This is a genomic window from Rahnella sp. GSA61A, from assembly GCF_019969905.1.
GTDB lineage: Bacteria > Pseudomonadota > Gammaproteobacteria > Enterobacterales > Enterobacteriaceae > Rahnella > Rahnella aceris.
Map to the genome: position 1 here is coordinate 21,642 of NZ_JAHXYO010000014.1, position 25,475 is coordinate 47,116.

At 47.7% G+C, this 25,475-nt stretch carries 26 protein-coding genes; 23 read left to right on the forward strand and 3 right to left on the reverse strand.

Translation table 11 applies throughout. The annotated features are described in order from the left end of the window. Positions 1-7 precede the first annotated feature (7 nt). Both LC431_RS17305 and uxaC read right to left on the reverse strand, forming a co-directional pair. Positions 8-1,459, reverse strand: a complete 1,452-nt coding sequence (locus LC431_RS17305; protein WP_166860880.1) for a tagaturonate reductase — start codon at positions 1,457-1,459, stop codon at positions 8-10. A gap of 156 nt (positions 1,460-1,615) precedes the next feature. Beyond that, on the reverse strand, positions 1,616-3,028 hold the full coding sequence (gene uxaC, locus LC431_RS17310; protein ID WP_112197450.1) for a glucuronate isomerase: 1,413 nt from the start codon (positions 3,026-3,028) through the stop codon (positions 1,616-1,618). 969 nt (positions 3,029-3,997) lie between these two features. Between uxaC and LC431_RS17315 the strand changes: the two genes are divergently transcribed. The 10 genes from LC431_RS17315 to LC431_RS17360 all read left to right on the forward strand — a co-directional run bounded on the left by LC431_RS17315 (position 3,998) and on the right by LC431_RS17360 (position 11,146). Then, positions 3,998-5,290 (forward strand): MFS transporter, encoded by a 1,293-nt coding sequence (locus tag LC431_RS17315; RefSeq protein WP_013577203.1) that lies wholly within the window; start codon positions 3,998-4,000, stop codon positions 5,288-5,290. Positions 5,291-5,480: 190 nt separating this feature from the next. Continuing rightward, on the forward strand, positions 5,481-6,257 hold the full coding sequence (exuR, locus tag LC431_RS17320) for a transcriptional regulator ExuR (RefSeq protein ID WP_013577204.1): 777 nt from the start codon (positions 5,481-5,483) through the stop codon (positions 6,255-6,257). Between the two features lie 383 nt (positions 6,258-6,640). Beyond that, on the forward strand, positions 6,641-7,321 hold the full coding sequence (locus tag LC431_RS17325; protein ID WP_013577205.1) for a DedA family protein: 681 nt from the start codon (positions 6,641-6,643) through the stop codon (positions 7,319-7,321). Further along, positions 7,321-7,704, forward strand: a complete 384-nt coding sequence (mzrA, locus tag LC431_RS17330; RefSeq protein ID WP_013577206.1) for an EnvZ/OmpR regulon moderator MzrA — start codon at positions 7,321-7,323, stop codon at positions 7,702-7,704. The genes LC431_RS17325 and mzrA overlap by 1 nt, the downstream gene beginning before the upstream one ends. Positions 7,705-7,836: 132 nt before the next feature. Then, positions 7,837-8,214, forward strand: coding sequence for a DUF1090 domain-containing protein (locus LC431_RS17335; protein ID WP_112151103.1), 378 nt, complete (start codon positions 7,837-7,839; stop codon positions 8,212-8,214). Between the two features lie 147 nt (positions 8,215-8,361). Then, entirely contained in the window at positions 8,362-8,664 is a 303-nt protein-coding gene (locus tag LC431_RS17340; protein WP_013577208.1) for a YqjD family protein, read from the forward strand. A gap of 2 nt (positions 8,665-8,666) precedes the next feature. Next, positions 8,667-9,074, forward strand: a complete 408-nt coding sequence (locus tag LC431_RS17345) for a phage holin family protein (protein WP_013577209.1) — start codon at positions 8,667-8,669, stop codon at positions 9,072-9,074. After that, on the forward strand, positions 9,071-9,355 hold the full coding sequence (locus tag LC431_RS17350) for a YqjK-like family protein (RefSeq protein ID WP_015690508.1): 285 nt from the start codon (positions 9,071-9,073) through the stop codon (positions 9,353-9,355). Before LC431_RS17345 ends, LC431_RS17350 begins: the two co-directional genes overlap by 4 nt. A 240-nt stretch (positions 9,356-9,595) precedes the next feature. Further along, positions 9,596-9,988, forward strand: a complete 393-nt coding sequence (locus LC431_RS17355) for a DoxX family protein (RefSeq protein WP_013577211.1) — start codon at positions 9,596-9,598, stop codon at positions 9,986-9,988. Between the two features lie 174 nt (positions 9,989-10,162). Then, positions 10,163-11,146, forward strand: a complete 984-nt coding sequence (locus LC431_RS17360; protein WP_131638404.1) for a glutathione S-transferase family protein — start codon at positions 10,163-10,165, stop codon at positions 11,144-11,146. 41 nt (positions 11,147-11,187) lie between these two features. On the opposite strand, the gene LC431_RS17365 is transcribed toward LC431_RS17360, so the two are convergent. Further along, complete coding sequence (locus LC431_RS17365) at positions 11,188-12,093, reverse strand: LysR family transcriptional regulator (RefSeq protein ID WP_013577213.1); 906 nt, start codon at positions 12,091-12,093, stop codon at positions 11,188-11,190. Positions 12,094-12,203: 110 nt separating this feature from the next. Between LC431_RS17365 and LC431_RS17370 the strand changes: the two genes are divergently transcribed. From LC431_RS17370 to LC431_RS17430, 13 genes are all read left to right on the forward strand, one after another. Further along, on the forward strand, positions 12,204-12,908 hold the full coding sequence (locus LC431_RS17370; RefSeq protein ID WP_015690510.1) for a pirin family protein: 705 nt from the start codon (positions 12,204-12,206) through the stop codon (positions 12,906-12,908). Between the two features lie 598 nt (positions 12,909-13,506). Then, positions 13,507-14,205, forward strand: coding sequence for a prepilin-type N-terminal cleavage/methylation domain-containing protein (locus LC431_RS17375; protein ID WP_013577215.1), 699 nt, complete (start codon positions 13,507-13,509; stop codon positions 14,203-14,205). A gap of 95 nt (positions 14,206-14,300) precedes the next feature. Next, positions 14,301-15,968, forward strand: a complete 1,668-nt coding sequence (locus LC431_RS17380) for a Tfp pilus assembly protein FimT/FimU (protein ID WP_153376086.1) — start codon at positions 14,301-14,303, stop codon at positions 15,966-15,968. A 58-nt stretch (positions 15,969-16,026) separates the two neighbouring features. Beyond that, entirely contained in the window at positions 16,027-16,467 is a 441-nt protein-coding gene (locus tag LC431_RS17385; protein WP_223510127.1) for a TcpQ domain-containing protein, read from the forward strand. 23 nt (positions 16,468-16,490) lie between these two features. After that, positions 16,491-17,939 (forward strand): type II and III secretion system protein, encoded by a 1,449-nt coding sequence (locus tag LC431_RS17390; protein ID WP_013577218.1) that lies wholly within the window; start codon positions 16,491-16,493, stop codon positions 17,937-17,939. A 138-nt stretch (positions 17,940-18,077) separates the two neighbouring features. Then, positions 18,078-18,515 (forward strand): pilus assembly protein, encoded by a 438-nt coding sequence (locus tag LC431_RS17395; RefSeq protein WP_223510128.1) that lies wholly within the window; start codon positions 18,078-18,080, stop codon positions 18,513-18,515. Between the two features lie 4 nt (positions 18,516-18,519). Next, on the forward strand, positions 18,520-19,368 hold the full coding sequence (locus tag LC431_RS17400) for a hypothetical protein (RefSeq protein WP_153376090.1): 849 nt from the start codon (positions 18,520-18,522) through the stop codon (positions 19,366-19,368). Further along, positions 19,350-19,853: a hypothetical protein gene (locus LC431_RS17405; RefSeq protein WP_153376092.1), complete on the forward strand. Its 504-nt coding sequence runs from the start codon at positions 19,350-19,352 to the stop codon at positions 19,851-19,853. Before LC431_RS17400 ends, LC431_RS17405 begins: the two co-directional genes overlap by 19 nt. After that, a complete protein-coding gene (locus LC431_RS17410; RefSeq protein ID WP_013577222.1) occupies positions 19,850-21,379 on the forward strand; it encodes an ATPase, T2SS/T4P/T4SS family in 1,530 nt (509 codons plus the stop codon). The genes LC431_RS17405 and LC431_RS17410 overlap by 4 nt, the downstream gene beginning before the upstream one ends. Beyond that, complete coding sequence (locus tag LC431_RS17415; protein WP_013577223.1) at positions 21,363-22,409, forward strand: type II secretion system F family protein; 1,047 nt, start codon at positions 21,363-21,365, stop codon at positions 22,407-22,409. Before LC431_RS17410 ends, LC431_RS17415 begins: the two co-directional genes overlap by 17 nt. 8 nt (positions 22,410-22,417) lie before the next feature. Continuing rightward, positions 22,418-23,767, forward strand: a complete 1,350-nt coding sequence (locus LC431_RS17420; RefSeq protein WP_223510129.1) for a hypothetical protein — start codon at positions 22,418-22,420, stop codon at positions 23,765-23,767. Positions 23,768-23,786: 19 nt separating this feature from the next. Next, entirely contained in the window at positions 23,787-24,653 is an 867-nt protein-coding gene (locus LC431_RS17425) for an A24 family peptidase (RefSeq protein WP_223510130.1), read from the forward strand. Between the two features lie 3 nt (positions 24,654-24,656). Then, the gene (locus tag LC431_RS17430) at positions 24,657-25,466 is read left to right on the forward strand and encodes a M23 family metallopeptidase (protein ID WP_015690517.1); all 810 of its coding nucleotides are present in this window, start codon (positions 24,657-24,659) and stop codon (positions 25,464-25,466) included. The last annotated feature ends 9 nt before the right edge of the window (positions 25,467-25,475 follow it).

Below are 25,475 nucleotides of genomic sequence, written 5' to 3' on the forward strand. Positions count from 1 at the left end.
TGCTCTCTTAGCTGTAAGCCGCCAACGCGTCACGCATGCCAAGGTCTTCAATCGACTGCAATTGTTCGGTCACTTTTGCAGTCAGACCCGGCACGGTATTCAGGTCACGTCCCCAGTGTTCTTCATCCGCCAGCACAGTTTCGACCAGCCCGGCCAACGGCAGGCTGCCATTACGCACGTTACCCCACAGTTCGGAGAAACGGCTCAACCAGTGTGCATCGTCCTGCAGCGGATAAATTTCACCGTTACGTTCACCACGGTAAAACGCCAGCAAGGCTGCCAGTGCAAAGGTCAGGCGCGGAGGCAGAAGCTGATTCTTTTCCTGGCTCGCCAGCAGTTGCGGCAGAATGCGGGTGCGGTATTTGGTCATGCCGTTCAGGGCAATCGACAGCAGCTGATGCTGAATGAACGGGTTGCGGAAACGGCTGAGTACCGCCTGGGCAAAGGACGTCAGTTCATCCTGTGGCAAATCCAGCATCGGCGAGATTTCCTCAGCGATCGCCAGTTCGACAAAGCGGCTGATTTGCGCATCATTCATGGATTCGCCAACGGTGTTCAGCCCTGACAGGAAGGCCACCGGCACCAGCGCGGTGTGTGCGCCGTTAAGGATCGCCACTTTGCGTTCTTTATACGGTTTGATGTCGTCAACCAGACGGATATTCAGCGGCAGCTTGTCCAGACGCAGTTCCTGCGCGAGACTTTTTGGCCCCTGAATGACGAATAAATAGAAGTGTTCGGCACTGTCGAAGAAGCTGTCCTGATAGCCCAGTTCTTCCTGCAGGCTGTCGACTTCACTGCGCGGATAACCGGTAACGATGCGGTCAACCAGCGTTGAGCAGAAGGTGTTGCTGTTTTTCAGCCACTGGGTGAATGCCGCTGGCAATGCCCAAAGTTGTGCGTAACGCAGCACCAGTTCCTGCAACGCTTCACCGTTGTAGTCGATCAGTTCGCATGGCAGCAGAACCCAGCCTTTATCGGCCGCGCCGGAGAAATGGTTGAAACGCTCGAACAGCAACCGGGTCAGTTTAGCCGGGAAGCTGGCCGGAGGCGTATCGTCCGGACGGTCGCTTTCAACATAGCTGATACCGGCTTCGGTCGTGTTAGAAAACACGAAGCGGATATTCGGGTCACGGGCCAGCGCCAGGTATTCATCAAACTGGTGATAGATATTAATTTCGCGGTTAACGGAGCGGATGATCCGGGTATCACGCACCGTTTCCCCCTGCTCGTTCAGACCGCTGATGATGGTGGTGTACAGACCATCCTGCGTGCTGAGTGAAGGCGGAAAGTCAGTGTCAATCGGACGAACAACCACGATCCCGGCATCCAGATCGGTATGTTCATTCAGCAGGTCGATTTGCCAGTCGACAAACGCCCGCAGGAAATTACCTTCACCGAATTGAATAATTTTGTCCGGATGTTGACGGCCAGGGAAGTCACGGCGATTTAACCTTTGCATCTCACATTCACCTTAATTTGCTCAGACTCCGGTCTTTGAGGGCGGGAAAATTGCCCTATGGCCGTCGTTATCTGTTGGGATAGTTGTTTGTTATTTCAATGTTTATTTCAGGAGCGCAGGAACCTGCGCTCCGTCGTGCTACTCAGTTCAAGCCGATCAGTTCAGTTCAATCTGGAAATACTGTTTCGCGTTATCGAAGCAGATGTTTTTCACCATGCTGCCCAGCAGTTCGATGTCTGCCGGTGCTTCGCCCTCTTCCACCCAGCGACCAATCATCTGGCACAGAATGCGACGGAAATATTCATGACGCGTATAGGACAGGAAACTGCGGCTGTCAGTCAGCATGCCGACGAAACGGCTGAGTAAGCCGAGGTTGGCGAGCTGTGTCATCTGACGTTGCATGCCGTCTTTCTGGTCGTTAAACCACCAGCCGGAACCGAACTGCATTTTGCCCGGCATCCCTTCACCCTGGAAATTACCGACCATGGTGCCGATCACTTCGTTATCACGCGGGTTCAGGCAGTACAGAATGGTTTTTGGCAGGCCACCGGCCAGACCTTGCGCGCCCAGCAATTTGGACAGCGGCTCGGCCAGTGGCTGGTCGTTAATGGAGTCGAAACCAACGTCTGCGCCAATCAGCTGGAACATACGGGTGTTGTTATTACGCAGCGCGCCAATGTGATACTGCTGTACCCATTCACGACGTTGATATTCAGAAGCCAGATACAGCAGAACGCCGGTTTTGAACTGAGCAATTTCTTGCGCAGTTGGCGTTTCACCGCTCAGACGACGGGACAGAATGCCGTCCAGCGTCGCATCATCCGCTTCGCCGTAAACCACTACATCCAGCGCGTGGTCTGACACTTTGCAGCCGTGCGCCGCAAAGTGATCCATACGTTTTTTCAGGGCATCACGCAGATCGCTGAAACGGGTAATGGAGACATCCGCCGCGGCTTCGAGTTTCTTCATGTAATCGACGAAGGTTGCCGCTTCAATGTTGAAGGCTTTATCCGGGCGCCAGCTTGGCAGCACTTTGACATCAAAGCCGGAGTCTTGTGCCACCGCTTTATGATGTTCCAGAGAATCAATCGGGTCATCGGTAGTGCCGACCATTTTCACGTTCATCTGTTTCATGATGCCGCGGGCAGAGAATGCATCCTGCGCCAGCAATTCATTACCGCGCTCCCAGATTTCGCCAGCGGTAGACGGGGAAAGCAGTTTACCGGTGATGCCAAACGGACGGCGCAGCTCAAGGTGCGTCCAGTGGTACAGCGGGTTACCGATCGTGTGGGGAACCGTTGCAGCCCAGGCGTCAAATTTTTCGCGGTCGCTGGCATCGCCGGTACACATCCGCTCAGGGACACCGTTGGTACGCATCGCGCGCCATTTGTAGTGATCGCCTTTCAGCCAAATGTCATACAGGTTTTTGAATTTATAATCCTGCGCAATCAGCTCAGGTGGCAAATGGCAGTGGTAGTCAAAAATTGGCTCATCTTTCGCGTAGTCGTGATACAGGCGACGTGCGAATTCTGTGTCGAGAAGGAAGTCTTCCGTTAAAAACTGCGCCATCTTAGGTTCCTCATCATGAATTCTGTAGAGTTGTCACTCAATGGTGCAAAGTTATCACACCAATTTAAGCTATCGTCCAGTACTTTTTAATGCACCAAAGCCATTAAAATGACTGATTTCATTCCAAAAAAACAAACTAATTCTCTGTAAAATAATGACTTTAGCGTCATCAGCTGCTGGTGCTTATTATCCTCACAATTAGAGTGTCATTTTGTGATGTCACTCAAACTTTAAATCTGTATGACAAGTTATTTCGTACCAAATGTGACAAAACCTAAAAAGTGCGCGCCGGCTTGCGGACATTCAACCGGGCTTCGGCCTCATTATCCTCTTCCCACGCCAGCAGGGCTTATGTAATCCATTTGCCCTTCAGGCGGCCTGCATCGGTCAATTTTTACCAGATAACAGTGTTCATTAACTGTTCACGATAAATGTGATCATTTCGTGAAGTTGTCACACCAATTACGTTTCATTTTTCAGGCTGTCATTGTTAAGCATTGACAGAAAAGTGTGAACCGGATCAATCAAAATACAGTTTTCATTGTAAAATCAAGTAAATAACCGTGGAGTTAAAAAAGTTAAGTAACCACACAATATAAATGTGGTTTTGTGATGTCATTCAAATTTTAAATCTGTATGACAAGTTATCTTTGCATCGCCCGGACAAGAGCGTCAGAGATTACCTGCCACGTCCTTTCGCTGTTTCCGGGCAAAACACTTCCCGGGTGCAGTCAGCCCCATGGCGAAGCAGTAATTCTGGTGTTCAGGACGTTCATCGGACCCTTACGCACAGATAACAATAACGCAGTGCGTAATAACACGGGCAGCTCCCAGTGAAATCATCTGGCGGCAACGTTCCCGAAAACACTTTAAGGAAAGCCAGAACCCCCACGCTTGTTCAGGTGGTGCGAAATACGCCCTGACAGCCTGATGTTGTCATCGCCGGATTATTTACTGGGAGAGAGTTAAATGGGTAAGATTAAAGGGTTACGCTGGTACATGATCGCACTCGTCACCTGCGGCACTGTATTAGGTTATTTGACACGTAACGCCATTGCGGCTGCAGCGCCAACGCTGATGAGCCAGTTAAACATCACCACACAGCAATATTCCTATATTATCGCCGCCTATTCCGCCTGCTACACCCTGATGCAGCCGGTCGCCGGTTACGTTCTCGACGTCATGGGCACCAAAGTCGGTTACGCGATGTTCGCTATTATGTGGGCCATCTTCTGTATGGCGACAGCGCTGGCAAGTAGCTGGGGTGGCCTGGCCATCGCCCGCGGTGCGGTCGGTATGGCAGAAGCGGCCATGATCCCTGCCGGCCTCAAAGCCAGCAGCGAATGGTTTCCGGCAAAAGAACGTTCTATTGCCGTCGGTTACTTCAACGTGGGTTCATCTATTGGCGGCATGATTGCGCCTCCGCTGGTCGTCTGGTGCATCGTGATGCATAGCTGGCAACTGGCCTTCATCATTACCGGCGTACTGAGCCTGATCTGGGCACTGAGCTGGCTGGTGTTCTATAAGCACCCTAAAGATCAGAAGAAACTCAGCGCTGAAGAACGCACCTACATTCTGGAAGGTCAGGAAGCACAGCATCAGACCAACAACGGCAAGAAAATGTCTGCCTGGCAGATCCTGCGTAACCGTCAGTTCTGGGGCATCGCGCTGCCACGTTTCCTGGCTGAACCCGCCTGGGGAACATTCAACGCCTGGATCCCGCTGTTCATGTTCAAAGTGTATGGTTTCAATCTGAAAGAAATCGCGATGTTTGCCTGGATGCCGATGCTGTTTGCCGACCTCGGCTGTATCCTGGGCGGCTATCTGCCACCGTTATTCCAGAAGTACTTCAAAGTTAATCTGATCGTTTCCCGTAAAATGGTTGTCACCATGGGGGCGGTTCTGATGATTGGCCCTGGCATGATCGGTTTGTTCACCAGCCCTTACGCCGCTATTGCTTTGTTATGTGTCGGTGGTTTTGCTCACCAGTCACTGTCCGGAGCGCTGATCACTCTGTCATCTGATGTGTTCGGTCGTAACGAAGTGGCTACCGCCAACGGTCTGACCGGTATGGCGGCCTGGATGGCAAGTACCATGTTTGCACTGGTGGTCGGGGCGCTGGCCGATACCATCGGTTTCAGCCCGCTGTTCGCCGCCCTTGCCGTGTTCGATCTGCTCGGCGCCATCATTATCTGGACAGTCCTGCAGAACCGTTCTGCAGTAGAACCTGTCCCGGCTCCGCTGAAAACCGCAAAAGCCTAAACGTCTGTTCGTCAGCCCGGTAACTCTCTTTACCGGGCTTTGCATTTTTCTGACATTTCTCCCATGCCTTTCTGTCCGATGCACGGTGCATCAAACTTTCGTAAAACGTATACTGGCACTTGTATAATAAGTTCACAGGTCTGTCCGACACTCATTTCTTACAGGTTTCACTACTTTAAAGAGCACTCATATGGAATCCACAGACACCAGACGCCTATATCAACAACTGGCTGCCACGCTCAAGGAACGCATCGAAACAGGCTTGTATCCGGTTGGCGAAAAGCTGCCCGCTGAACGTCTGATTTCAGATGAAATGGATGTCAGTCGCACGGTCGTGCGTGAAGCGATTATCATGCTGGAAGTTGAAGGTTATGTGGAAGTCCGTAAAGGGTCGGGAATTCATGTGATGTCAAATCAGCAGCGCCACCTTGTTGTGCCCGATTGTGGCAGCGAGTTTGGCACTGCCGGTCCGTTTGAGCTGTTACAGGCACGTCAGCTGATTGAAAGTAACATCGCTGAATTCGCCGCCACACAAGTCACCAAGCAGGACATCATGCGTCTGATGGAAATTCAGGAGCATGCCCGCCAGGAAGACCGCTTCCGCGATTCAGAATGGGATTTAAAATTCCATGTGCAGGTCGCACAGGCCACGCAAAACAGTGCGCTGGCGACCATCGTTGAGAAGATGTGGAGCCAGCGTTTGCATAACCCTTACTGGCGCAAACTGCATGAGCACATTGATGAGAAGTCCATTGAGAGCTGGTGTGAAGAACACGATCTGATTTTAAAAGCGCTGATCCGCCGTGATCCCCACGCCGCCAAACTGGCAATGTGGCAGCATCTGGAAAACACCAAACAAATGCTTTTCCGCGCGACCAGCGATGATTTCGAGTTTAACGTAGACCGTTATCTTTATTCAGAAAACCCGGTAGTTCATCTCGACCCGCCGGTACTCAATTCTAAATAAATTCCCCTTAAGGCAGGTTTATTCTCCCAACCTGCCTTTTTCGTGCCTCTGCTTTGCCCCCGCCAATCCTGTCAGGCACTGTCGAGTAGTGTCAGCCAATGTAAAACCCTTTTCCATAACGTGCTTCAGACTTAAATGATCAGTCTCAACGCGCTATATTTACCTGTCTGAGTTATTGTTATTTTGTTACAGTTAGACCACTTTTTTTACCCGTCCATGCCGAGTGAAACAGGCCCGGAGACGCGTAAATCCCCGAAAAACTCATGACCAGAAAGCCCGCCAGGGAAGAGGCGACCTTATCAGCAAAACAGGCAGCGTCGAGACAAATTCTCCGCTGATGTCTTTCGCTGACCCACTGAAAATGATGGAGTTTTACAACACCGATGGAAATTATCAGTTCGCTTATCGATGCCCTCTGGCAACAAGATTATAAAACCCTGGCTAATCCCCAATTAGTCTGGGCGTTGTATCTGATTTTATTCATGATTATTTTTCTGGAAAACGGTTTGTTGCCTGCGGCTTTTTTGCCGGGCGACAGCCTGCTGATCCTTGTTGGCGTTTTGATCGCCAAAGATGCCATGAATTTCCCTTTAACCATTTTCCTGCTGACCACCGCAGCCAGCCTCGGTTGCTGGCTGAGTTACGCCCAGGGAAAATGGCTGGGCAACACCCGGATAGTACAAAGCTGGCTGGCGCATTTACCCGTGCATTATCATGAACGTGCACACGCGCTTTTCCATAAGCACGGTCTTTCCGCCTTGTTAGTCGGTCGTTTTCTGGCCTTTGTCCGCACCCTGCTGCCAACAATTGCCGGACTTTCAGGCCTGAACAATAGCCGTTTCCAGTTTTTCAACTGGGTGAGCGGATTGTTGTGGATCCTGATCCTGACCTCGCTGGGGTATTTTCTCGGTAAAACCCCGCTGTTCCTGAAATATGAAGATCAGGTGATGAACTGCCTGATGCTGCTCCCTGTTTTGCTGCTGGTCGGCGGCCTGATCGGTTCGATTGTCGTGCTGTGGCGCAAAAAACACGCTGACCGTCAAAATAAAGGCAAGAACGCATAATGAACCGAAGATTACTCAAACGTTCATTTATCTGGCCTCTGCTGCTCATGCTGCTGGCGGCGGCGACTATGATCGGGCTGGCGGTATCCCGTCTTCCGGCACCGACCAGTGCGCTGCAAATCCGTCCTGCCAGAGCGGGCGTCGCCTTACCCGATGGTTTTTATGTCTATCAGAGGCTGAGCCAGCGCGGTATTCACATCAAAAGCATTACGCCGCTCAATGATGCTTTGGTGGTACAACTCGACACCGCCTCACAACGCAAACTGGCGGAGACCGTATTGCAGGACATTTTGCCTGCCGGATTCGTTATCCAGTACTACGAACCTCAACACGCCACGGCCTGGGGGGCGAAACTGGATCGTGAGCGTCTTAAGTTCGGATAAGACCATGCGCAGGATTTGTCTCATATCACCACATATTCAGCGGTAATATAATTTAGACGCTAGCATTCATAAAACTCATCAACAAATGGAATTAAGTGCACATTCGCTTAAACGTCAAAAGGAAAACCGATGATGAAAATCACTTTATCTGCCCTCACTCTTGTTCCTGCATTGCTGTTTACCACTGCCGCTTTTGCCGCACCTCAGCCGGAAAGTTGCGTGACTAAACAACAGGAAATCCAGAAACAGATCGACGAAGCGCGGGCGCATAAAAACCAGAACCGCGTTGACGGTCTGGAGAAAGCGTTACGTGAAAATAAAGCGCACTGTACCGATGCAGGTCTGAAAGCAGAAAATCAGAAACGTGTTGAAGAGAAACGTGAAAAAGTTGCCGAACGTGAGCAAGAGTTGAAAGAGGTTCAGGCTAATGGCGACCACGAAAAAATCATCAAGAAACAGCAAAAACTGGAAGAAGCGAAGTCTGAACTGAAAGAGGCTGAAGGCCATTAATCGCTTTTCAGACTGACAGATTTTGCCTCACGCCATAGCGGGTTTACAGCGATCTTGCCTTTTGAAACAGACAATTCGCATTTGCGATAACCCGAATATCCGCTATGTTAAAAGTTCGAATCAGTTAACGTATGGAGTGACTTACACATGGCTAGTAATACATCAGAACAACTGCGCGCTGAACTCAAGTCATTGGCGGATACTCTGGAAGAAGTTCTCCAGACCTCTACCGATAAGCCGAAAGCTGAACTCGATAAACTGCGTGGTAAAGCAGAGTCCCTGCTCAAAGATACCCGCGAGCGTCTGAGTGATACAGGTGACAAGATTGCCTATCAGACCAAAGAAATCGCCGGTAAAGCTGACGATTACGTGCATGAAAAACCCTGGACGGGCGTCGGTATTGGTGCCGCGGTCGGTGTTGTGATTGGCGTTCTGTTAGCCCGCCGCTGATTATGGCTGAATCGATCAAACCTTCGCCACAAGGGCCGGGTAAGGGCCTGTTTGACATCGTTTCCCGCATTGCCACCGTGGTGGTGAGCATTGTGGAAACGCGTGTCCGGCTGGCTGTGGTTGAGCTGGAAGAGGAAAAGGCCAATATTTTCCAATTACTGCTTATGGCCGGTATTACCCTGATCTTTACTGCCTTTGGTCTTATGAGTTTGCTGGTTGTTTTATTCTGGGCCATTGACCCGGCCTATCGTCTTACGGCGATAGCAACAACGACCGGCGTGTTGCTGCTTCTGGCGGTGATCCTTGGCGCGATGACACTGGCGAAAGCCAAACGATCAACACTGCTTAGCCTCACCCGTAAGCAACTGGACGTCGATCGCGCTCTGCTGGAAAAGGATGACGAGCTATGAGCATTCCGAACCGTGCTATCGAAAAAGTCAGGTTGCTGCGCAAAATTGAGCGTCAGCGCGGCGAGCTTTCTCAGGCCGGTTCTGACTGGCTGGATGCCACCGCGAAAGTGGATCACTACTGGATAAAACTTGTGGATATGCGTAAATATCTGGTCGTAGGCTCAAGCCTGCTGGCTGTTTACGGTATCCGTCATCCCAGTGCAGTAGTTCGCTGGTCCCGGCGCGCTTTCGGTATCTGGGGAACGGTACGTCTGTTTCGCAAGACCATCGGCAACAAATAGCGTGATACCCATCCTGCAAAAAGGGCTGATTGAAAAACAATCAGCCCTTTTCTTTTTGAATAACAATACGGTGGCTGTTCAATTTATTTGAACCATTCAGACAGATTTACTTGCTAACATAACTTATTCATCCGACTTATTATCTCGTCATCAACTGATGCGGTAACGGCAGAAAATATTTTCCGACCGGACCGGTAACACTTTTAGCTCAATTTGGGCGCACCACTTTCGGAGTCGAAGATGAACAAGTTACACGACACAGCTTTACTGGTTGCACGTATTCTGATGCCTATTCTGTTTATTGTTGCAGGTTGGGGCAAAATTAACGGTTACACCGCGACTGCGGGTTACATGGCTTCCATGGGCGTGCCAAGCTTCTTCCTGCCACTGACTATCTTGTTAGAGTTTGGCGGCGGTCTGGCAATCTTGTTCGGCTTCTTTACCCGTACCACCGCGCTGATCACCGCCATCTTCACTATCCTGACGGCGCTGATCTTCCACACTGATTTTGCACAGGGCGTGAACCAGATGATGTTCATGAAAAACCTGTCTATCGCGGGTGGATTCTTCGTCCTGTTTGCTTCCGGCCCTGGCGCATTCAGCATCGACCGCCTGATCAAGAAAAACTGGTAATTGCCCCGGCACCAGGGAGCAGCAACCACGCTATAATTAAATAAGACAATAAGTCAGACCTGCAGGGCGATGTGATTTATCACCTCGCCCTTTTTTATTACTTATCTGTAAATCTCCCCTAAATCATTCGGGTTGCATCACGGCGGCTCGAAGGATGAGGGGGAAGGAGGAAAAATGGGACAACTAGTGAATGGCGTTTGGCAGGACACCTGGTACGACACCAAGTCGACCGGCGGTCATTTCAAACGTTCAGCAGCGCAGTTTCGTAACTGGATAACGCCTGATGGGACGCCGGGCGAACACGGCGTTGGCGGCTTTACCGCAGAACGCGACCGTTATCATCTGTATGTTTCGCTGGCCTGCCCGTGGGCGCACCGCACCTTACTGATGCGTACGCTGAAAGGGCTGGAAGACATTATCCCGGTGTCTGTCGTGCACCCGCTGATGCTGGAACACGGCTGGACGTTCGGCACCGATTTCCCGGCCGCGACCGGTGATGATTTGTATCATCTGAATTACGCCTATGAAATCTATCTGCGCGCGCAGAACGATTACACCGGCCGCGTCACCGTGCCAATCCTGTGGGATAAAAAGCAGCAGACCATCGTCAGCAATGAATCCGCCGATATCATCCGCATGTTCAACAGCGCGTTTGATGCCGTGGGTGCCAAAGCCGGGGATTATTATCCCGAGGCGTTGCGTTCAGAGATTGATGAGATTAATGAGTGGGTGTATCCGCAAATCAATAATGGGGTGTATAAGGCGGGTTTTGCGACATCTCAGGAAGCCTACGATGAAGCGGTTGACGGTGTTTTTGCGGCACTGGAACGTGCCGAGGAATTACTGGGCAAACATCGCTATCTGACCGGCAATCAGCTGACCGAGGCGGATCTGCGTTTGTGGACCACGCTGGTGCGTTTTGATCCCGTCTATGTCACACACTTTAAATGCGATCGCTACCGCATCAGCGACTACCCGAATCTGTACGGTTTCCTGCGCGATATCTACCAGATGCCGGGGATTCGCGACACGGTGAATTTCGCGCACATCCGTAATCACTATTTCCGCAGCCACGCGACCATCAATCCTTACGGGATTATTTCCACCGGACCGGCGCAGGATTTAGACTCTGAGCACGGCCGCGATAGCCGTTTTTGATTTCGTTCGGCTCCTTCCCCTTTCACACGGGGAAGGACACATTACTTCACGTCCCGCGTAGCCAGCAGCTTAGGGATTTCACGCAGGAACCAGGCTTTTGCCTCGCCCATGCTGTCACGGCGCCACGCCATAATAATGTCGATTTCACGGTTATATTCCGCGCTCACCACCCGCAATCGCCCTTCCTCGATATCTTTCTCGACCATCGGATAAGGCATCGTCGCCACGCCCAATCCCGCCAGCAAGGCTTTACGCTTCTCTTCGATGGTACTGACCGTCAGACGCTGCTGTTTATCCAGCAACTGAACGGTTAATACCGGGCGCTCACGGGCGGTATCCGCCACGGCAATCCCGCGGTATTTAACCCGGCTAACGTCAGACAGCGGCTCCGCTTCAAGATGGATCGGGTGATCCGGCGCAGCCACGTATATGCTGGCCAGCTTATACAGCTTGCGGCTGTTAATTTCGGTGGAAGAGCGGAAGTGCATATCCGGCGCGATCACAATATCCGCCCGGCCTTGCTCGAGACGTTCCCACGCACCGGCCAGCACTTCGGTTAACAGGGACACCTGCGTATTGGCTTTCAGCGCCAGCTTTTCAATCAGCGGGAACAACTGCGCAGCGGGCGATAACGCTTCACACACGATGGTGATGTGCGTTTCCCAACCGCGGGCCAGTGCTTCGGCATCCACTGTCAGTTTATCTGCGGCTTCCAGCAATACTCGTCCACGTTCGAGCAACATCCGGCCAACATTGGTGAATTTTGTCCGATGACCTGAACGGTCAAATAACACCACATCCAGCTCTTCTTCAAGTTTCTGCATGGTGTAGCTCAATGCCGACGGGACGCGGCCCAGCTCATCAGCGGCAGCGGCGAAACTCCCCCTGCGGTCAATCGCATCCATGACCCGTAATGCTTCCAGTGTGAGTGCGCGATCCTTAGCCATTCTCTTCTCTTTCAGGAAATTTGAATATAGCGACCAGATTAACTGGCTAACAATCACACGTCCAGACGCTTACCATTTATACATCGAAATTTTTAAGAGAGGCGACCGCCATGATTACCAGCAGAACGGCAAAAGAGTGCGGTACCGCTGACTTTGGCTGGCTCCAGGCACGGTATACATTTTCCTTCGGCCATTACTTTGATCCCAAGCTGATGGGCTACGCTTCCCTGCGCGTCCTGAATCAGGAAGTGCTGTCACCCGGCGCCAGTTTCCAGCCGCGCACGTATCCGCGCGTGGATGTGCTGAATCTGGTGTTGCAGGGTTCGGCGGAATACCGCGACAGCGAAGGCAACAGCATGCAGGTCAGCGCCGGTGAAGCTGCGTTGCTGTCGACGCAGGCGAATGTCAGTTACAGCGAACTGAACACCAGCACCACCCAGCCCCTGACGCGAATGCAACTGTGGCTGGATGCCTGTCCTGAACACGAGAATCCGTTAACGCAGAAAATGGTACTGCCGGAGGCGACGCATTTCCTGCTGGCCTCACCAGACGGGGAAAAGGGCAGCCTGCAACTGCGGCAAAACGTGTGGATCCATCAACTGACACTGGCGGCGGGTGAAGCAATAACATTGCCGGTTCGCGGACCGCGCGCCTATCTGCAATCAATTCACGGTCAAATTGATGCGCAGGGTTCGGTCAGCCGCGAGCTACAAAAACTAGCCTGTGGCGATGGCGCGTTTATCCATCAGGAAAACAGCCTGACGGTTTCTGCCATTACACCGTTACGCGCACTATTAATTGATATGCCGGTATGAATTTTGAGGAATACGAAGAAAATAAAACGCCGCGCAGGGCAACCTGTCCGGCATTTTTTAAATGCTCGAATGACATTATTCCATAAAAAGAGTTACGGAAATACGTAATAAATGAGCTATCTGACAGCAGCCATTACCCGACAGGCTCACTCGAAAAAATGGATAGAGAAAAGGAATAAAAAACCTTCTATCCAATTGATAACACTGTACAAAAAACACCTTTTCCTCATGTGAAAGCCAACCCGGAATGATCACTAAAATTTATATTTAGAAGTCAGGCAATGACTATATATATAATATTCATCAAAATGATCTTATTATTAACACCCCCTAATAGTTCATATGAATAACATTTAATTCGTTTGATCCGATTTATTATCTATACGCATTCTTTTTTTTGCTCTATGATTTCCGGCGCTGGTTAATGGGATTGATTTTTTATAAAGGGAATGGCCATGAACTACTGCCTTTAAAACGTTAGTAACAACATTAAGACGTTAGTCTATATATTTCTTATTTATAAGAATCTTGCTCTATTCCAGCGGGATCGTATTACTACGTGATTTATAAAATTTATTTCAAGCCTAAGGATTAAGGTATGAAAAATGCAATTACTGCATTAAAGCGTAAAGCAAATCAGTATCAGGAACTTAAAAAACAGCGTGGTGTTACCTTACTGGAGATCATCATCGTTCTGGGCATTATCGGTATTATTGCAGCGGGTGTAGTTGTGTTGGCAAACCGTGCCTTCACAGCACAGGATATCAGTGAATTAGCCGATAATACTAACTCAGTCCGTGTGGGGACAACAGAAGCTTATAAAGACAGCGCTGAATATCCGGCTACTGCGTCTGCAGCGTCACTGACTAAATCGGATATCGGTAGTGCAACCGATACAACAGGCTCAATCATTTCGACTCTGGTTAAAATGGGTAAAATTTCCGTTGGAGAAGCTTTCAATGGTATATCAAACGACCCGTTCGAATTGGGTGGTGTTAAGTACGCGACTGCTGATACGAAGATGAAAGGTTTCTACCTTGTTATTAATGGTCTTGATACAGAAGATTGTCGTAATATTGCATCTCAAATTGGCGGGCAATGGGACTATGTTGCTTCCGCGCAAGTTGCTGCAGGTGGAGATTTAGCATCGGCGCCAACGTCATTATCAGGCACAGCTACAGCGCCGATTCTTAAGACGCTGACTGAAGACAAATTAACTCCAGAAACCATTGTTGGCACTGGTTTTTGTGATAGCTCCGTCGGTTCAGACAACGCGCTGGTGTTAGGCAGTAAATAAGTAAAGCGTTAAAACTATCCTTTATTAAAACAGGAGCCTGCCGCGATTATTGTTGCAGGCTCATTTTCGATGACGTTGAAATGATGAGAATGTGTATGCCAGGGGTAAGAAACAGTAAAGGGTTTACCTTATTGGAAATGATTATCGTCATGGGCATTATGGGTGTCGTATTCACCTCATTCTCCCTGTATAAGAAAAAACAAATCGAATCAGTTGCAAGGGAAAATCTGACCAATATACTTGCAGGTGAAATTCATGGCTTTTTACAGTTTGTAAATAAAGATAACATTCAACTAACCACCGATGTCGATGCGGATGGTGAATTAGATTTTATCGTTAACCCTCTCTATAACCCTGACATTTTAACTTCCGATGAAAAAGGAAAAGCTTACGCCACGCGTTTTAATAATAAGCCAAATGAAGAACCGAGTGATAAGAATGATTACATTAAATGGGACAATACTCAGGCACGAGGTTATTTCACCAGTCACCGCTGCTACAGCTCAACTAATCAGAAAGTTGCAGATGACGAATTCAATACGGAGGACTTACCCTGTAAGCAACCTCCGGACAGTCAGGATAAATATCTGGTGCTCGAACGTGTCGATCTGATCGGCCCGGATAACTCGCGGGCGATTGATCAGGTCGATTTTTTCATCAGTTTTCATCCAGGACGTAATGGAAAAAGTGATGTTGATAAATTTTCCATCGAAAATTATGCCACCGCCTTTAGCAAGGCATTTTCCCATTACGATCTGACGTTCATTCAGGCCGACTATCTCTATCGTAACGATGAAAAAAATACACAAGCCACAAACTTTGGTACCGGCTGGAAGTTGTTAAAAACAAATAATGCCAAGGCCACGGATAGTGCTATTCCGTTTGGAAGCATGGCTTCGTATCTGGACGATATGAATCAAAATATCGCGCAGTTGGGTGTCCGTTTCAGTTTCAAGGCGGGCGTGGGGAAAAACGTCAAGCCGGACGGCTCAGTCGGTGTAAATAAACTGTGCTGGAATTATAAAGAAAATATGATGACTCACTGTCTTGAAGTTGAAAACGGCTCAGGACGCAATCAGGATGAGGGTGTGATGCATCTGACGGCTAAAAATGCGAATAATCAGATTGTCACAGGTACATTGATGGCCAATGTCATTTTCGAAGGTGAGGCATTTGACCCGGAAAAAGGGAATGTCGTCGCATTAATGACCAGTCCAGTGGTTTCCTACCAATCCTTTGGCAATAAAAAGGACACCGGTACCAATGATGTCATTGTTAATGACCCGGAGAATTACAATAAAAAAGTCACTGATGAACCAGGCCACATCAAGCTTCCCGTACAAACTTGCCCTCTGGCTCCGCCCGCTCCCGCTGACCCGCAGAAAGTGCCGCGACAGCTTTACCCAAGAATGGCTGCCGCCATTTCTTCTATAGCGGCTGATGTGGGTAAGCTGGAAACATCAGAAGGCGAAGATGAAGACGGTGGAGACTTCACCGACTTTTCCAATAGTGAAAATAACCGGAGAACCACTACAGGTGTATTAGATCATTTAAGTGGCGTCGCCGTGCAAGTGAATCTTATTAAAGATGATGCCAACGGCGATTACTGGGTGATCAGTGCAACCAGCGGTGTTTTTGACAATGTGACGGGGCAAGGTGTTAGCGTTATTAATCCGAGTTCACTTTCCGTTGTACTGACCTCATGGTGTAGTTCAATAAAGCAACCTGAACTGGATGCTCATGTACCCATGCCACCGGATTAATTCAACATTGATATATGATTTAAAAATAGGTTTTTAACAATTTTCAGGATGAAGGAAAATGAAATTTAAAATAGCGGGATGCATAACGATTTTATTCATAGCCCTTGGACAATGTGCGTACGCGACAGTGAATGCAGATGGCAGTTTATCACATTCATCTTCGGTTCCCCCTGTAAGTAAACCGGCTGACGCACCGCGAAATCCTTTCTCTGGTGGGGATAGTATCTCTGTTCTGACTCCGGCAACGGTGAGTGTCACGCTGACACTGAACAGTGGTGAACTGTTAAGTCAGGGAATTAAAACATGGGCAGAACAGGCGGGTTATAAACTGCTCTGGCAAAGCAAAAATGATTACTTAATTTATAGTCATATTTCCCTCGTGGGAAACAATGACGATGAAGTTCTGGCAGAGTTAGGAAAGCTATTTTCTTCTGAAAACTACGGGTTGATTATTAAAAATTATCAGAAGAATCACGTATTACTTATTGATGATATGTAACGGAATTATTTCGGGATAGGGATATGAAAACCAAAATTGGATTAATGATAGCGTTTCTTCTCTTGCAAGGTTGCGCAGAAAGTTTCAACAAACAATTTTCACGTAGCAATGTGAAAGACGCTATACCTGGCGCGACGTCTGCGGATGAAATGAAGGTTAAGCCCTATGTGAAATATGACACGGCTTATTTAGGCACGAAAGTAGACTACAGTTCTACGCGTCAGATTTTACTGGCTAAAAAAGTCACCATAAATTCTTATGAACCTACAGACCTGAATACCGTTCTGGATGTATTGCTGGCGCAAACCGGGGTTAGCCACAGAATGAATTTGGCTATTCCTGGCCAGAAAGGAACTGATGCCGGCAAAGTCAGCATCGAGCCGCACAGCATCAATTTCACCGGAACCTTTGAAGAGTTCATGCGTTACATTTCCGCGCTGTACGATGTAAAAGCCAATCTGGATGAGAATAATATTCTTAAAATCGATGCTTATAGTGTCTATGCTATTAAGCTTGATTTTTATGGTGAGAACAATAAGTTCGAGGCCAGTCTGGACTTATCTAATGATGCAGTCAGTAACGGCGGACTGGAAGGAAAGTCTGAAACCAAATTCGAATCATCATTCTGGGATGATGTCGAAGACATGGCAGAGAAGTATGTTTCAAGCGGCATGTACAGTATTTTTAAAGATGCCTCCATTGTTACGCTTACCGGGCGTCCGTCAGAGTATAAAGTCCTGAGCGACGTCTTAAAAAAATATCAGGACGATAATAACCGGCAATTTGTCGTCACATACAAAATTTTCACTCTTAATAAAGAGAAATTGGAAGAGTACGGTGCTGGCCTGAATATGTCTTACATAGATGGGGGCAGCAGCGTCGTCATTGATACGTCAATGATGGATATGTTAGGGGGCGGTATGACTGTCGCTGGCGGCGCTGATCGTGCACTGAGTATCGATGCGAAGCTAAATGCCCTGTATTCACTTACCGGGAGTAAGGTGCTGCAAAGTGGTTCGTTTGTGACACGCAATAACACCCCCATTCCTCTCAACATGACTAATTCTCAGCACTACGTCTCAGGCCGTACCCGCACGGTGAATAAAGACAGCGGAGACGAGGATGTCGAGATCGAAACCGCTGAAATCATTACCGGCACCAGCTTTATTATTACTCCGCGTGTCATGACCGATGGTCGTGTCGAAGTCACCAGTGGATTTACCAAGAGCCAGTTAAACTCTATAGATGTGTTTGATACGGTTCAGTTACCCAATGTCACGACAACTGAAATGTTTAATTCAACAGCAGTGAACCCTGGTAGTTTACTGATGGTTGCAAAATATGAACTAAATGAATTAAGCAAAGACAAGGAATACCAGATGTTAGGTTATGGTCAAAGTACTGCTGACAATGAAAATACTGTCGTCATGGTGGTGGGTATTGACTATTACCGGGCACCTTTGAACCGTTAACGATTGGAGACGGACATCATGTTAAATACGTTGTCGCGTAACAATATATTGACGGGGTTAATTTGGGACTCCTCAAACCATGAAAATATGGACGCCGGATATATGCGATGGATGGTAAATATACGTCGGAGTCATCGTATGTATGTTTACCGTGTTCAGGATGACATAACGACAAACGAGCTCGTTGGCTATTCCATAAAGACAGCGCCGGGTTGTGAATCTTTTGCTGTTCATCTCAGAAAACTTTACGGAGATGGCCTTTATCACTTTATGGCGGGCGACGAAAAAGTTTATTTGTTGATCATTATGGACGGCATCATCATTAGTGGAAGTGACTGCGTTATCACTGAGACATTTTTTGGAGAAATATTGTCGTCTTTACCTGAATCAAAATATTCACGTTTGCGCGTCTCGGAAATAACGCCTGCACAGTTAGACTGTATCGCTGAGTCATGCAAAGAAAATCAACTCATTTATAGAAAAAAGCAGCGAATATTCTGGACAGGTGTGGCCGGTGGTGTAGCCCTTCTTGTTATTTGTTCTTCAATATTTCTGTATAGCATAATTTCCGGGTAACAATATGATAAAAGGACTTAAATTACAGAAAAACTCTCAGCCGCTTTCCAGAAACATTAAAGTTGCGATTGCGGTTGTCGTTCTCTTGTTGCTTGTTGCTGGCGGAGTGACCGTCTGGTATTTCTATGCCTATAAACCAGCACAGGTGAAGGAGGACGTCAGACGTCGTGAGGAACAGCAATTAGCGAATGATATAAAAACTGTCGAAAAGTACTATTTGAAATCGTTAACGGGTGGGAGCATCACGCAATTCACCAAACTGGCGTCTGAGATTTCAAAAAGTCAAAACATCCTGGCCGAATTCAATTATACAAATGAAACATTTGTTTGTGATCCACAGAACTGCTCATTTAGTTATCAGCTGAATAAAGGCAATGTATTTAATATAGCGCAGAAAAACTTTTGGGGTGAAAATTATACAGCGATTTTCTCAGATGACGCGGTTAATTTCTCGGGGATTCAATCAGGCCTGAGTGATAACCCGTTACTGAGTGCCTATAAAAACAAAGCAGATATTACTGCGCCATTCTGCGGGGATTTATTAAACTATCTTTATTCTTATAACTCGATATCGGGTATCCAGCAAACATTAAAAATAGTCTCCCTTCCTGGTTCGCCTGTGCAGACGAACGAAAATAAAATAGCCAAAAAAGGGAGAGGTAAATACTACGGACTTAACACGATGAACTGGGAAATGGAAATACCCAAAACGTCTAAAAATGGCATAGATGTATTGTACGTCGCCAGTATTTTAGAAAGACAAGCATTCGGGGACGCGTTTATTATTCAAAAAATCGATAGCGTTAAAGATAATAAAATTTCAGGAGTCATGGTATGCAAAATCGGAAATTAATGTTAACAGCTCTGATTGTTTTGTTTTCTTCTGGCAGTTTCGCTGATGACGTTAAAACCACCAGCGATCCTGTCGGGGAAGTCCCGGCTCCAATTCAGCAGCATATCTCCAGATTGATGGAAGATGACGTGGCTTTTAATCAGGCCCAGCGTGAGCTTTCACAACAGCTGACGCTCGCTAAGTTGCGGCTGGAAATGGCAAAGATAAAAAGTGAAGCCTCGGAACTGACTCAGGTGCCAATGATGAGCAACATGGGTGGCGAATCTGACGATAAAGAAGCTAAACCGGCTTCACAAGCCCCTCTTGTCGAACCGAAAATAATGATGCTGTCGCAGATTGCTGGCATCACACAGGCAGCCGTCTCCGTGGGCACAAAAATCGTATTTGTCCGTATCGGAGAGATTTTCTTAGCCAACGGTAAACGTTATGCCGTCCATCAGGGCAATAACGGACGTCAGTCATTTGTTCAGGAAGTCTCCCGGTGATCCTGGATTTCATACGACTTACGGACGATTCCATACACAGCGGCGAATGGACTTTTGCTGAAATTGAGGATCGCATGTTGCTCGCCCGTTTGGGCACGCAGGAGTATCTCGTTTCTCAACGTTCTTTAATTGAAGAGCTGCATATTCTTCAATATGAAGTTCGCAAAATGAACGACATCCATCGTCACAAGATTGTCGGAATCGGGGGCGTCACAGAAGCCGTTTATTTCAAAATTTATGAACTTGTTTCTTTGCAGAAACAGAGCCGTGTTGCACTGGATATTAGTGAAACGCAGAAGGAACTTGAAGCCATATTGATTGAAGCCGTTGATATGGGGGCCAGTGACCTTCATATCACCCGCAATGATATTCTTGCGCAGCTTGAGGTCAGGGTAAATGGCATGCTGCTACCAATGATGCAGATGCCTGCCAGCAAATGCGATGAGCTGGTATTCGTCCTGTACAACGTACAAGCCAGCACCCGTGATACCACCTGGAACCGTACTATTCCGCAAAGCGCCAATATTCTCTATACGCTTAACGGATTAAGTTTTCGTTTCCGCTACGCCCACTTTCCCATTTTTGGTGAAACGAACGATTGTTTTCATGCTGTATTACGTATTATCCCATCAGGACTCTCTAAAGGAGCCGTCGCTAATCTCAATAAACTCGGTATATCGGAAGAAGAATTAGAAGATCTGAAAAAGATCCTCAGTAATCCCTATGGGGCATATTTTATTGCGGGCACCACTGGTTCAGGAAAATCCACCACTCTGAAGAACCTGATGGAGTGGCTGCAGGTTAACCGTTATGGAAATAAAGGCTGTTTTCTTACTGTAGAAGATCCTGTCGAATATCAGATATTTGGAGCAAAACAAAGCTCAGTGGTCAGTGTTGAAGGTGGCGGTTTCCATTCTGCTATCAAATCCGCATTACGCCGCGATCCTGATGTTCTGATGGTGGGCGAAATCCGCGACTCTATCTCCGCGAATGCCCTCGCCGGCGCAGTTGAAAGCGGTCACTACTGTTTTACGACTGTTCATGCAGGGAATATTGTCTCCCTGCTACAGCGCTTATCCGCCATGGGCATCACCAGCGATAAACTCTCCACACCGGGCTTTATTGCCGGATTGCAGTGTCAAAAACTTGTCCCTGTTATTTGTCCTCATTGCCATCATTCTGTCGAAATCACATTTGGTGAGAAATTGATGACCCTCTACGAGCAAAACGAAAGGGGGTGTGAAAAATGTAAGCATACCGGTATAAGCGGCAGGCAACTTGTCATGGAATATATGCGACCCACATATGATGAACTCGCCGCAATATCTAAACAAGAGTGGTTACAGGTTTACACCTTATGGCGAAAAAAACGCATCTCGTCACCGGGTCTGAGTGAGGGATTTGAAATAAAAGAAAAGGTATTTGCGGAAGTACTTCGTGGTCGGGTTTGTGCTACCTGGTTCAGTATGGAATTTGGCGATGTAGATAAAGACAACTCGGAGATTATCCATGGCAAAGTTCGGTAAGAAACAGCGGCTTTTTCTTTATAAGTTCTGTGCTGACATGATCAGAACAGACCTGCCCCTTTACGATTCCCTGCTCAAACTTCAGCTCGAGGGTAAAAGCCTGTTAGGCCCGGGTTTTGCGAAGAATATTTCCGTGTTAACCAATAATATGAAGGCAGGTCTTAAAGGTGCCTCCATTGCCGTTATGTTTGATGGTCTGGTTCCCCAAAGTGAACTTAGCGTTATTCACGCGGCCGAGCAGAGCGGCAGTCTGGCTGATGGCTTTATGACGCTCGTCAATGTCATAAACTATAACAGTGAGTTGAAAAGCAAACTTATTTCCGCCGTGCTTTTCCCGGTGATTATGATGATTCTTTCTCTTATTGTCATCGCAGGATATTCGATGAAAGTTTTCCCGGCTTTCGAAAGTGTCGTTCCCGTCAACAAATGGCCTGGCGTGACACAATCATTATATACCTTCGGGAAAGCATTGGTGGCCGGCCTGTGGATTTATATACTGATTGTTATTACGGTGACAGTCTTTTTCATTAAGACGATTATTTCCAACTTTAGCGGTCAGTTCAGAAATAAATTTCTGGATCGGATCCTTCCCTTTTCGACCTATAAACAAATTGTCGCCTCGATATTTATAAACAACCTTGCGTTGATGTTAAAAAATGGCATTCCTTTAAATGACGGACTCGCCATTATCCTCTTAAACTCTAACAGATGGCTGAAGCATCATATCAATGGCATGCGCGAGAAAATGGCTATTGGGCTGGGTTACGGGGATGCATTGAATACAGGATTATTCGGTCCTGAAACGCTGCTTAACATTAGCTTGTATGCAGAATTACCTTCATTTAATGAGGTGCTTAGTTCTGTTTCAGCGAAGTCCAGAGAACATGTTCAGGAATATATTAAAAAACTAGCCGGGCTATTGAAATCACTTTCGACACTTGTACTGGGTGGCTGTGTGATTTGGGTTTTCGCAGCACTGTTCGCCCTTTCGGATACATTAGGGAAAATGGGCGCAAGTGGTTCTTTTTAAAGGGGTGTATGATGAAAAAAATAATTCTGCTTTTCATTTTCTTGAATATAGTATCGGTTAATAGCTTTTCGGCCACGATACCTAAAGGAGGCGTGTTCAAATTTGCTGAATCTGATAGCGGTGGCGGTACAGCACAACCGCTGGATATGCCCCTTGCGTTGCCTATTGCTAATTTTTTTGGATATACCCGAAGTGGTGACAAATATTCCTATGAGGAGAAAAACTCCCTGCCAATTGCAATAAATATTATGTATATAGAATCCTCTTCCGGACAGGTTCCTGCCCAGCGTTTACCGGAGATAACAGATGACAATTTTGATTTCTCAGAACACTACCTTCACTATGATACACAAGCCAATTACAGCTGGGTGAGTGGCGGTAAAGAAGGAGACTGGGGCCTGCCCATCATTAATGCGAAACCCTATCAGAAAGGCGACCCTTTCCCGGCAATTACGGCATGTTCAGGTACGCCTGTCTCCCTGAAAGAGCAGCGTTATAAATGTAAGCCAGCAATGACGAGCTCGACGCGAAATCTCTCTTTATATGATGAACTGATTGAACTGGCCGCCAGCAAAAATCAAAAGTTATGGGTTGGCACGATTATTTTCCCCCGCGCTTCAGACGGACCTGAAGGTAATACCAGCAACAACAGCACGGGGGGGGAAGGGCATGAATTAGTTGTTTATCTTCCTCATCGTCATATGGAAGTCATACACTTAGAAGCCTTGTTGCTCGGCGATGCTGATGGCAGTGAGCAACGGCTTGCAGCCTGGACACTCCAAAGTGATGACGGAGAATATTTCGTACGCTATAAGAGTTTCGGGATCAACAATGATTATCCTGCAGAGTATGCTTTCGTTTCAAACGGGAAAGATACGCTCAATCATGATAAAACAGAGAGTAAGTACCTTATTCCCTACTACCTGGATAACGAGAGGATGGCCATAACAGATGTTGCTGCAATTCATACTCGTCTTGCCGGAGGTGTGCATTGGTCGGGTATCTGGAACGGACAGGGGGCTATTAACGAGCAAGGTATACGGGGTAGTGATATATTTACATGCCTGAATGGTGCTAAAGGATCGGTGGATGATTATACCGACTTAACCCATTTTCAGGATCCGGCTGTCGATTCGTTTAGGGAAGTGCCCGGTTTCAATATTATCCATATTCCGGAAGGGCAGAAAGGATTTACCTTTGCACAAATGATGGGAAAGCAACCGACATCAGACAATGCTTATATTTGCGACACCAAAGGCACTCAGTTATTTTCGCAGCGATTAGAAATTGCAACGGAAGAAGAACCAAATATATTCATTGATTTTATGGAAGTAAAAAAAGGTATCACAGAGAAATAACGCTCTCATTGAAAATACCGTGTTTTTCCGTTCATTCTCGCAGGGAATCGTTTTAATGACTCTTTTCTATTTTTGGTTTTATCCTGTTATGGCACTGATATTCGGATTGTTTATTGGCAGCTTTATTAATGTGCTAATTTATCGATTGCCGTTAATGATTTTCGCAGAATACGGTACGGAACCGGACGCTGTTAAAGTGAATCTCTGGTGGCCACCTTCTCATTGCCCGGCATGTGGTGCTTCCGTAATGAAGCGAGACAATATCCCTGTTCTGAGTTGGTTATGGCTTAAGGGAAAGTGTCGTCATTGTGAAAGTCCAATCTCCGCACAGTATCTGATTTCCGAAATACTGTGCGGGGGCATTTTTGCCGCACTGGCGATTGCAGGGCTGCCGCATTTTACAGAAATTCAGATCTGCTGCTTTTTCCTCTATTTCTGTCTGCTTTACAGTCTGACGGTAATTGATTTTAAGCATCTGATTTTGCCCGACAGTTTGGTGTCATTGCTGTTATGGAGTGGCTTACTCTGCTCAGTATTGGGGATTACGGATATCGGGCCGCGATCGGCAATTTGTGGTGCCGTCATTATCTGGCTTGTGCTTTATGCCGTGATGGCAGCGTATGATAAATGGCGTGGCCGTGAGGGGCTGGGCTATGGCGATGTCAAACTAATGGCTGCGATCACCGTTTGGGTGGGAATGGAGAAAATTCCGGAACTGATCATGTGGTCGGCAGCCTCAGGCATTATGGTGTATGTGCTCTGTACTGTGCTGAACCAGCGCCGGACTCTGGATGAAAATCATCCGGCTGCTGAAAAGCATTACATTCCCTTCGGTCCTTCGATTTCGATGGCCGGTTTGGTGATTTTTTTTATTGAGCAGCTGTAAACCATGCGCCGGATATTTCCTTTCATCCTGCTCCTGCCGTTTATGGCAAAAGCAGGAGGCGATGCCCCTGTCACAATGGTTTTGCTGCGTGCAGCACGTGCCGACAAGGAAAATCCTCCTGCCACTTTTTCTCAGGCGATGTTATTTATCGTCGCCGGAGAAAAAACATCGCTCAGTCATCCGCAAGCGGTTAATGAAGTCTCCGCAGGTTATCCCCATTTTAGCTCACCACTGAACATTCCTTTACGGATCACTTCTGCATTCAGTATGCGCTGGCATCCTCTTTTGCGACGCTTTTCCCAGCATGAGGGAACCGATTTTGCCGCCCCACCGTTTACACCGGTGTTTGCCACAGAAAAAGGGATCGTCGTTGAAGCGAAGTACCATCCCGTCGCTGGCAATTACGTGGTGGTACGCCACCCGCAAGGATGGAAAAGCCGCTACCTGCATCTGAACAGACTGAATGTCGTCGCCGGCCAGGAGATCAAACAGGGCAGCATCGTGGCTTACTCCGGCAATACCGGACGCAGCACCGGCCCCCATTTGCATTTTGAGTTGATGCATCAGGGGCAGCCGGTTGACGCCGTGAAATTCCTGTCAGCATCCAATGCCTCATACGGCCAGATGACAGCCAAGATGACTTCGAAAATTTCAGTACCGAAAATCATGCTGGTGACTGAAATCGCGGGGCAGGAAAAAGTCATGGTGAAGTATCGCGAGAAAATAATTTATGCCAGTGCGGATCAGAAAGTGTTTGGGGATTATAAAGTGGTGCTGAAGAGCGGAAGATATCGTTTACAGAAAGTGTCCTGAAGGGAACAA

Excerpts from the sequence above, each read along its gene's own strand:
- LC431_RS17340 (WP_013577208.1), top strand. The coding sequence starts at position 8,362 with ATGGCTAGTAATACATCAGAACAACTGCGCGCTGAACTCAAGTCATTG.
- LC431_RS17375 (WP_013577215.1), top strand. The coding sequence starts at position 13,507 with ATGAAAAATGCAATTACTGCATTAAAGCGTAAAGCAAATCAGTATCAG.
- LC431_RS17415 (WP_013577223.1), top strand. The coding sequence starts at position 21,363 with ATGGCAAAGTTCGGTAAGAAACAGCGGCTTTTTCTTTATAAGTTCTGT.
- LC431_RS17420 (WP_223510129.1), top strand. The coding sequence starts at position 22,418 with ATGATGAAAAAAATAATTCTGCTTTTCATTTTCTTGAATATAGTATCG.
- LC431_RS17385 (WP_223510127.1), top strand. The coding sequence starts at position 16,027 with ATGAAATTTAAAATAGCGGGATGCATAACGATTTTATTCATAGCCCTT.
- LC431_RS17400 (WP_153376090.1), top strand. The coding sequence starts at position 18,520 with ATGATAAAAGGACTTAAATTACAGAAAAACTCTCAGCCGCTTTCCAGA.
- LC431_RS17350 (WP_015690508.1), top strand. The coding sequence starts at position 9,071 with ATGAGCATTCCGAACCGTGCTATCGAAAAAGTCAGGTTGCTGCGCAAA.
- LC431_RS17325 (WP_013577205.1), top strand. The coding sequence starts at position 6,641 with ATGGAAATTATCAGTTCGCTTATCGATGCCCTCTGGCAACAAGATTAT.
- LC431_RS17430 (WP_015690517.1), top strand. The coding sequence starts at position 24,657 with ATGCGCCGGATATTTCCTTTCATCCTGCTCCTGCCGTTTATGGCAAAA.
- LC431_RS17380 (WP_153376086.1), top strand. The coding sequence starts at position 14,301 with ATGCCAGGGGTAAGAAACAGTAAAGGGTTTACCTTATTGGAAATGATT.
- LC431_RS17355 (WP_013577211.1), top strand. The coding sequence starts at position 9,596 with ATGAACAAGTTACACGACACAGCTTTACTGGTTGCACGTATTCTGATG.
- LC431_RS17345 (WP_013577209.1), top strand. The coding sequence starts at position 8,667 with ATGGCTGAATCGATCAAACCTTCGCCACAAGGGCCGGGTAAGGGCCTG.
- LC431_RS17305 (WP_166860880.1), bottom strand. The coding sequence starts at position 1,459 with ATGCAAAGGTTAAATCGCCGTGACTTCCCTGGCCGTCAACATCCGGAC.
- LC431_RS17370 (WP_015690510.1), top strand. The coding sequence starts at position 12,204 with ATGATTACCAGCAGAACGGCAAAAGAGTGCGGTACCGCTGACTTTGGC.
- LC431_RS17315 (WP_013577203.1), top strand. The coding sequence starts at position 3,998 with ATGGGTAAGATTAAAGGGTTACGCTGGTACATGATCGCACTCGTCACC.
- mzrA (WP_013577206.1), top strand. The coding sequence starts at position 7,321 with ATGAACCGAAGATTACTCAAACGTTCATTTATCTGGCCTCTGCTGCTC.
- LC431_RS17405 (WP_153376092.1), top strand. The coding sequence starts at position 19,350 with ATGCAAAATCGGAAATTAATGTTAACAGCTCTGATTGTTTTGTTTTCT.
- LC431_RS17365 (WP_013577213.1), bottom strand. The coding sequence starts at position 12,093 with ATGGCTAAGGATCGCGCACTCACACTGGAAGCATTACGGGTCATGGAT.
- LC431_RS17395 (WP_223510128.1), top strand. The coding sequence starts at position 18,078 with ATGTATGTTTACCGTGTTCAGGATGACATAACGACAAACGAGCTCGTT.
- uxaC (WP_112197450.1), bottom strand. The coding sequence starts at position 3,028 with ATGGCGCAGTTTTTAACGGAAGACTTCCTTCTCGACACAGAATTCGCA.
- LC431_RS17335 (WP_112151103.1), top strand. The coding sequence starts at position 7,837 with ATGAAAATCACTTTATCTGCCCTCACTCTTGTTCCTGCATTGCTGTTT.
- LC431_RS17360 (WP_131638404.1), top strand. The coding sequence starts at position 10,163 with ATGGGACAACTAGTGAATGGCGTTTGGCAGGACACCTGGTACGACACC.
- LC431_RS17390 (WP_013577218.1), top strand. The coding sequence starts at position 16,491 with ATGAAAACCAAAATTGGATTAATGATAGCGTTTCTTCTCTTGCAAGGT.
- exuR (WP_013577204.1), top strand. The coding sequence starts at position 5,481 with ATGGAATCCACAGACACCAGACGCCTATATCAACAACTGGCTGCCACG.